Origin of the sequence: Mucilaginibacter sp., from assembly GCF_028288105.1 — a bacterium.
Lineage (GTDB): Bacteria > Bacteroidota > Bacteroidia > Sphingobacteriales > Sphingobacteriaceae > Mucilaginibacter.
This window is the reverse complement of sequence record NZ_JAQBOI010000292.1, coordinates 1-5,457: the sequence shown is the minus strand read 5'-3', so window position 1 is coordinate 5,457 and position 5,457 is coordinate 1. Positions and strand designations below refer to the sequence as shown.

General features: G+C 42.3%; 9 protein-coding genes. 7 read left to right on the top strand and 2 right to left on the bottom strand.

What is annotated here, in order from left to right:
* Positions 1 to 23: 23 nt before the first annotated feature.
* From JWQ85_RS19335 to xrtY, 3 genes are read left to right on the top strand one after another with little or no spacing between them, the layout of a single operon-like run.
* Positions 24 to 644, top strand: a complete 621-nt coding sequence (locus tag JWQ85_RS19335) for a class I SAM-dependent methyltransferase (protein WP_299470890.1) — start codon at positions 24 to 26, stop codon at positions 642 to 644.
* Positions 608 to 1,507, top strand: a complete 900-nt coding sequence (locus JWQ85_RS19330; protein WP_299470888.1) for a glycosyltransferase family 2 protein — start codon at positions 608 to 610, stop codon at positions 1,505 to 1,507. The genes JWQ85_RS19335 and JWQ85_RS19330 overlap by 37 nt, the downstream gene beginning before the upstream one ends.
* Positions 1,494 to 2,084, top strand: a complete 591-nt coding sequence (gene xrtY, locus JWQ85_RS19325) for an exosortase Y (RefSeq protein ID WP_299470886.1) — start codon at positions 1,494 to 1,496, stop codon at positions 2,082 to 2,084. The genes JWQ85_RS19330 and xrtY overlap by 14 nt, the downstream gene beginning before the upstream one ends.
* Before the next feature lie 574 nt (positions 2,085 to 2,658).
* On the opposite strand, the gene JWQ85_RS19320 is transcribed toward xrtY, so the two are convergent.
* The gene (locus tag JWQ85_RS19320) at positions 2,659 to 3,711 is read right to left on the bottom strand and encodes a transposase (RefSeq protein WP_299470884.1); all 1,053 of its coding nucleotides are present in this window, start codon (positions 3,709 to 3,711) and stop codon (positions 2,659 to 2,661) included.
* Between the two features lie 137 nt (positions 3,712 to 3,848).
* Between JWQ85_RS19320 and JWQ85_RS19315 the strand changes: the two genes are divergently transcribed.
* The gene (locus JWQ85_RS19315) at positions 3,849 to 4,118 is read left to right on the top strand and encodes a helix-turn-helix transcriptional regulator (RefSeq protein ID WP_299470882.1); all 270 of its coding nucleotides are present in this window, start codon (positions 3,849 to 3,851) and stop codon (positions 4,116 to 4,118) included.
* Between the two features lie 100 nt (positions 4,119 to 4,218).
* Here the strand turns inward: JWQ85_RS19315 and JWQ85_RS19310 are convergent, their stop codons facing one another.
* Positions 4,219 to 4,347 (bottom strand): hypothetical protein, encoded by a 129-nt coding sequence (locus JWQ85_RS19310; RefSeq protein ID WP_299470880.1) that lies wholly within the window; start codon positions 4,345 to 4,347, stop codon positions 4,219 to 4,221.
* 183 nt (positions 4,348 to 4,530) lie between these two features.
* On the opposite strand from JWQ85_RS19310, the gene JWQ85_RS19305 reads away from it, so the two are divergent.
* The 3 genes from JWQ85_RS19305 to JWQ85_RS19295 all read left to right on the top strand — a co-directional run.
* A complete protein-coding gene (locus JWQ85_RS19305) occupies positions 4,531 to 5,028 on the top strand; it encodes a hypothetical protein (protein WP_299470878.1) in 498 nt (165 codons plus the stop codon).
* Positions 5,029 to 5,039: 11 nt separating this feature from the next.
* Entirely contained in the window at positions 5,040 to 5,342 is a 303-nt protein-coding gene (locus JWQ85_RS19300) for a DUF4134 domain-containing protein (RefSeq protein WP_299470876.1), read from the top strand.
* Positions 5,339 to 5,457, top strand: a 119-nt coding sequence (locus JWQ85_RS19295; RefSeq protein ID WP_299470892.1) for a DUF4133 domain-containing protein, incomplete at its 3' end; no start/stop codon positions are given. The genes JWQ85_RS19300 and JWQ85_RS19295, both read left to right, overlap by 4 nt.

Genomic DNA, 5,457 nt, shown 5'->3' with positions numbered 1-5,457 from the left:
TCTTTACCAAAATATTATAGGGCATGAGTGATTATAAGGAGTATGGTTTTCATAACAACACCATGACCCACAATTTTAACTACATCTTACAGCCATTGCTTAAGATGCTGGATAAAGATAAGAACCGTTGCATTTTAGATCTGGGTTGTGGGAATGGCTATTTAGTGAACCATCTTATCCAATCAGGCTACAATGTCTACGGTACGGATGCGTCAGAGAAAGGTATACAAATCGCCCGGCAGGAAAACCCGGACCGTTTTTTCGTACAAGACCTTTCAACAGGCAAGTTACCTCCGGCATTACAGGGTTTAAGCTTCGACACCATCATTTCTACTGAAGTAATTGAACACCTTTATGACCCGGAAGCATTTATCGTATTTTGCAAGCAAGCACTTAGTAGTAAGGGCGAGATCGTCCTGTCTACCCCATATCATGGGTATTTAAAAAACCTTGTATTAAGTATTTTTAACAAATGGGATAGCCATCTTAATCCGTTATGGCTTGGCGGGCATATAAAAATGTGGTCGGCAAAAACATTAAGCAGTTTATTAAAAACCAATGGATTTACCGTGACCGGCTTTGAAGGCTGCGGGCGGATCCCCTATCTTTGGAAATCTATGCTCCTAAAAGCACAATCAAATTGAACGGGCAGTACTCCTTCATTATACTTACTTACAACGAGGAGATGCACCTGCCCCGACTGCTTGCATCCATAGCGGGTTTAAATGCAGAAACATTTATTCTGGATTCGGGCAGCACCGACAGTACCATGAAAATCGCGGAAGCAGCTGGTACAATAATAAAGCAGCATCCGTTTGAAAACCATCCAAAACAGTGGGATTTCGCGCTTAAAAATTTCGACATCAAAACGCCCTGGGTAATTTGCCTGGATGCCGATCATACGGTAACGCCAGAGTTATACAAGCTTCTGCAAAATTTCAGGGATGAAGATCATCAGCATATTAACGGTATCTATTTTAACCGCAAAAATTTTTTTAAAGGGCGGTGGATAAAATATGGGAGCTACTACCCTTTTTATATGCTTAAAATGATCAGGTACAATGTGGGCTTCTCGGATATCAACGAAAATATGGATCACCGCCTGGTCGTGCCCGGCAATACCCTAACCTGGAAACGGGGCCATCTGTTAGAAGAAAATTTAAAGGAAAATAATATAAGCTTTTGGATAGATAAGCATAATAAATACAGCGATTTACTTGCGCTTGAAGAAACCGAACGGATGCTTAACCTTAGGCGGCAAACTGTTAAACCTCGTTTTTGGGGACCACCAAATGAACGTAAGGCATGGTTTAAACAAATATGGTGGAGACTGCCCCGTTATGTAAGGCCCATGGTATATTTTATTTACCGTATTATATTTAAGCTGGGTATACTGGATGGCCGAACCGGCTTAATTTTTCACTTTATGCAGGGCTTTTGGTTTAGGTTAGTGGTAGATATAAAGATAGATGAGCTACGAAAGCAACAGGGGAATGAAAGGAAATAAACCAAAGCTAAGTCCGGCGTTAATGTTTGTTATAAAATTTTTGTGCCTGTTTGCTTTTATTTATGGTTTTTACGTTCTCTACCTCGCCATGATATCCCCGGGAGGTAAACTATATTCCATATTTTTCGATGAACATCTCAATTTTATCAACTGGTTAAGATATGTGCTTATAGAAAGTAGTGCCGCTATTTTAAACATACTTGGCTACGAAACCAAGACAAACGGTTACCAAATGCTGGTTGTAGGCCATAACGTTGTACACGTTGGATACGATTGCCTTGGCTTTGGTGTAATGAGCTTTTTTACTGCTTTTGTAATAGGCTATCCCGGCGTGTTAAAACCTAAATTATACTTTTGGGGTATTGGTATGATTGTAATTCAATTGCTTAATCTGTCGCGCTTTGTAACACTTTCTATTTACTGGAGGCCTACTAAAAATGTTTATATATCCGATCATCATACCATTTTCAATATCATCGTATATATAGTCATTGCCATCAGTTTATATTTTTACACCCGTTACCAGGACAAAGTCATACTTCAAAGCCCCCTCTCCTGGGTAAAAAATGAAAATTGAACCGAATTTTTTGTACTTTGGGCCAAAGTCCGGTAACATAAAAAGATTGGCAAAGCTCATTATTCACCACACCAGGTAAGACCTATAGATAGTTTAAATCTTTGCTAATCTTTTTCCGGCCAAATATAATGTCAGTTATATAGAACTGGCCGTTTAATCTGAGACGGAGTCCATACCGACCCAAAACATTGATGCGCTCAACCAATTGGAATGGAGGCAGCTTATTGCGCGCTTATAACCATAAGTTAACCTTAAGCCCGGTTGAACCATTCACGCAGCCTAACACGGGTAACGTTTTCCTCAGACTGATGTACTGCATTTAACAGCAGACAACTAATACTGTAGCTAAGTCTGCAGCCTGGTTTCCTTGATAGTTCATCCGCTGCTATGTTTTGATTCATTGAAACCATTTAAGCTCCGTAACACGACTAGCCCCTTCCTTTTAGATCAGAGTTGTCACATTAAACAGCGGACAACTGATACCGTCGTTAAGTCTCAACCTGGCCTCCTTAATAGTTCATCCGCTGTTATGTTTTGATGTAATGGGCATTTATGGCCTGTCTTATTCAGTCCTTCACTTCGGGCCGGGCACAGCCTGTACTTCTGGCAAGCGGTCTTTTAAATAAAGTCGGTCCTGCCTGACACACGCAAAGACCCTTAACACAAGCTTGTTTCTGATAGCATTCACTACGAGCATACCCGATTTCCCATCCACTTTTGTCTTTCGGTCAAAATACTGCTTAAGCGGCGTATCCGATTGTAAAGATACCATCGCACACATATGCAGCAGCGCTTTCATCTTTTTATTGGCCTGGTGTGACACCCTCGGTTTAAATACCATTTTCCCTGACTCCTTTTTAAAAGGCGCCACCCCCGCGTAGCAGGCAAACTTCTTTGCTTCTCTTATATCCTTAAATTCGTTCGTGCAAATAATGAACTGTCTCGCCGTTATTTTTCCTATACTATGAACAGAGGTTACAAGCTCCATGAGCCTCTTGAGACGTTCGTCGTCGCTCAATAAAAGTTCGATGGACTTTTCCACCTCCAGGATATCAAATTCAAGGGCTGCAATGCTTCTTTTACAGGCAATCAAATTATCCTTTTGAAGTGTTTTAGTAACAAAGCTTTGCTGCTCGTCTATCGGCGACTTCAATCCGATCTTCGCGGCCATCAGCCTTCCCTTCATGGCGACAAGGCTCTTTAGTTTGGTCATCACCGGTCTCTCAGACACCCAGAGTTTCAGATCGTCACAATTCTTTTGTGCGAATCTGGCAACCCGGATGGCATCGATCTTATCGTCCTTTCCCCGTACCAGCCCCATTGAGTTTTTTATGTGAACGGCGTTCTCAACCACTATATTAATTTTTGACTTCCTGAATACGTTAAGCAAGTGATTACAGTAAAAGCCGGTATTTTCCATGCAAAAGAGGCCTTTCGACAGCTTAAACCCTTTCATGGCTTTCAATTTCCCGACAAAATCACATATAGGCTGGGGTTCATTTTGTATTTTTTCGTGAAATAGCAGTTCTCTGTTTTTAATCACAGCGAAATCAAGGGTTTCCTTCGATACATCTATGCCAACAAAATAGTTAAATTTTTTTCGCTTGGTTTTGCCAATAACTTCCATTGATCAAATAAATATGTCCCGTGTTCCATTAACCTTCGTCTGAAAGGTTTGTCACCAATGGCGCTAAGATAAAATAATTTGTAATTGGTACATAATTATGTACCAATTATTTTTAAAACTAACTTGATATTTCACTAATGGAAATTAGTGACGCTGAGTTTAAGGAGTTCCTGGGTGAAAGAATCAAATCGATTCGCACCGGGCGAAATCTCGGTGTACGCAAATTTTCACAACTTGCTGATATTGAACACCATCAACTATTAAGAATTGAAAAAGGGCTGGTAGACATCAGATTGTCTACATTAAGAAAAATCGCAATTGCTTTAAATGTGAAAGAAAGTCATCTTTTAAATTTAGGCGGATCAAGTATGACCGGTAACGACAGCGATACCACTGAGACGGTATAACAGTTATTAGGATGCATATCCGGGTGCAATTTTTTGATGAATCTTGTCACTTACATCCACACCAGATGCACCTGACAAACGACGAGTGCTAAAGAGCGTATTATGATGGCTTATTACCTAAGTTCGCCCGTTTGTCTATCAATAGTTCAATATCCTTTGAAATATCTCTTTCACTCAAAAGTAATTCCTCCGGCTCAAACTCTTCGTCGAGCCAGTTCCTTACATCCATTGCCGCACGCCCACATTTTGATCCAAGATTATTCTCTGGTGGCTTCCTTATTTATACTGCCGTTTACTTTTTTGGGGAGTCAATAAATCCCCCCTGATGAAGGAGGGATGAATCCGGTACCCGGATGCCCGGTAATTTTGCTTTCACATCACCGCGCGGTGCGCTGATGATAAACGAAAGCATATGTTAAACGCTATCTCCTGGCAGCAATACGTTACTGCCGTCCTGCTGTTCAGTCTCGCCTGGTACGCTTGCGCCGGCTTGCGGTATTACAGGACTCGCCTACCCGGCCTCATCCAGACAAGAATTAAAAACGCATCACCGGGGGTAGCTTCCGCTGCTCCTTCTGTCATGGGCCTTGCCAAACCGGAGACAGGCACGGCGCTACATGATCCTGAAACATTCGTTTTTACCGTTGCATCACCCGATGAGGTCAGCGAGCAGACGCTTCCCAAAGGGCCGTCAGATGACCTGCTTGAAGAAGCCAAGGTGCTCATAAACGCCTACGGTGATAACGATAACAAAACGGAGTTCCTTTCCTTTTTTAAACTATTACTGGACAAATATGCAGTGTTCCGGGACGAGATCAGTCTGCCCGCGGTCATTCTGACCCTAAATGAATATGCAGTCACTCGATTACCTTTTCCCTTGAAAGAAACCGAATGGCCATCAACCTTTTAAATCATCCGATCATGAAAAAAACATTCAAAATTATTTACGCAATTGTACCGGTGCTGATCAGCGCAAGCGCGTTTTCACAGGACGGCAATGCGGGTATCAATGAAGCCACCAGCCAGGTCAAAAGCTATTTCGCAACGGGTACCAACCTGATGTATGCCATAGGCGCTATTGTCGGCCTGGTCGGCGCGATCAAAGTTTATAAAAAATGGAACGACGGTGAACACGATACCGGTAAGGTAGCTTCCAGCTGGTTTGGCAGCTGTATCTTTTTGGTTGTCGTCGCTACTGTTCTCAAATCATTTTTCGGCGTATGAGCTACCAGATCAACAAAGGCATCAACCGCCCAATCGAGTTCAAGGGGCTAAAGGCGCAATACATCGGCTACCTGGGCAGCGGCCTGGTCGCGCTGCTTATCCTGTTCGCCGTATT